A 1797-nucleotide genomic window follows, 5' to 3' on the forward strand; every position below is an offset into this window, starting at 1 on the left:
GGATGGCTGCGAAATCGATAATCAGGTTCAGTGCGGCGACGATCACGATGACGGCGCTGATTCCAATCCCGAGCATGGTGGGCTGGTAGAGGAAGGACATCCGGATGCCGAACATCGACAGCACCATTGCTGCGAGGTACATCAGTGCGATCCCGCCGGTCGCCGCTCCGACCCCCATTACAAACCCGCGCGTGGCCTTGATGAGTCCCGTTTTGTAGGCGAACAGCATGGCGGCCATTGTTCCCAGCGTCGCCAGAGCGGCCTGAGGCACAATCCCGTTAAACATCCGTTCGTAACCACCCGAAATTGCCCCCAGCAGCAATCCTTCCGCCAACGCATACAGGGGAGCCGTCACGGGTGCCCAGTTTGGCTTGAAGCTGGTCGCGATCGAGAACACCAGTGCACCGACGAACCCCCCGATCATCCACGGCATGGCCGCAGCGGAATTCCCGCCGTGGGTCATCGCGAATGTCATTGATGCGGTCCCAAAGCACAGCCCCAGCAGGATGAGTGCCTTCGTGGCAGCACCTTGAATCGTCATGCTCTGACTGGCGGAGAAAAACTCGCCCTGGAACGAGTCCATTGACGCGGCGCTCAGTACAGGATTGCTACTTCTCATATTGTCTATCCTTTGGAATCTCTCAAAAGCGGACTAGCGGCTCCGGCTTAAACTTCCCGGTATGGCGGAGGTGATCCGCAACAAGCATACGCGAAAACGTGCGACACGGATCAAAATCCGCACGACCAGAGATGTCGTTTTTCGTCAGAGGTTTCCAGAAAAGTATATGCAGAATACGGGTTCAGGGCGAGACGTCCTCCGGAATGTGCTTTTCAACCGCTTTCGGATCGATTCACAAAACGCTACGATCCTGAAGGTGTTGCTGAAGGATTTGTTTGGTCTGTCGTCATTCTGCCAATGCGTCTGGCTCGGTTTGTGACGGTATCGAGGTCTCTCTTCTTGCTGCCATCGCATTGGCACGAAGACACAGTGGCACACTACGCTTTCTTAAGAGCAGACGCACTCATGTTTTACGAATCGCGGAAATGACTCGACGGCTGGAATTGATTGCGACGGCGGCGTTTGGGCTCGAGGCAGTTGTTGCGCGCGAACTGCACGACCTGGGATACACTGAGCAGCAGATTGAAGACGGACGTGTCACGTTCATTGGAGATGAACTGGCCATCTGCCGCTGCAACATGTGGCTGCGATCTGCCGATCGAGTGCTCGTCAAAATCGGCCAGTTTCCAGCTTATGATTTCGGTCAATTCTTTGATCAGATCGAGGCGCTTCCCTGGCACGAGTGGCTGCCTGTCGATGCCAAGTTCCCCGTCTCCGGTAAATCGGTTCGTTCGCAACTCCACAACGAACCAACGATTCAAGCCGTCACCAAGAAAGCCATCGTCGAGAGCTTGAAGCGGAGCTATGACCGCCACTGGTTCCAGGAAACCGGAACGGAATACCAGGTCGAAGTTTCGATCCTGAAAGATCAGGTCCTGCTCGCCCTCGACACATCCGGGCCGGGGCTGCATAAGCGCGGATATCGCGCGAATTCGGGGGTTGCCCCGTTGCGTGAAACGACTGCGGCTGCGCTGGTGCTGCTGAGCTACTGGAACCGCGACCGGCCATTCCTCGATCCGTTCTGCGGATCCGGAACGATCGCCATCGAAGCGGCCATGATCGGACGCAACCGCGCTCCCGGCCTCAGCCGAAACTTCCTGTGCGAACAGTGGCCCCAACTGACACGCCAGCACTGGAAGCAGGCCCGCGAAGAAGCACGCGACAAAGTCAGTGTCAAA

2 protein-coding genes are annotated in these 1797 nt (G+C 56.9%); one reads left to right on the plus strand and one right to left on the minus strand.

Translation table 11 applies throughout. The annotated features are described in order from the left end of the window. A partial coding sequence (locus VGE80_RS12670) for a Bax inhibitor-1/YccA family protein (RefSeq protein ID WP_440592927.1) occupies positions 1-619 on the minus strand: 619 nt, incomplete at its 3' end. Positions 620-1044: 425 nt separating this feature from the next. Here VGE80_RS12670 and VGE80_RS12675 point away from each other — a divergent pair. Further along, positions 1045-1797, plus strand: a 753-nt coding sequence (locus VGE80_RS12675) for a THUMP domain-containing class I SAM-dependent RNA methyltransferase (protein WP_440592928.1), incomplete at its 3' end; no start/stop codon positions are given.

Source organism: Schlesneria sp. (assembly GCF_036405755.1).
GTDB classification, from domain to species: Bacteria; Planctomycetota; Planctomycetia; order Planctomycetales; family Planctomycetaceae; genus Schlesneria; species Schlesneria sphaerica.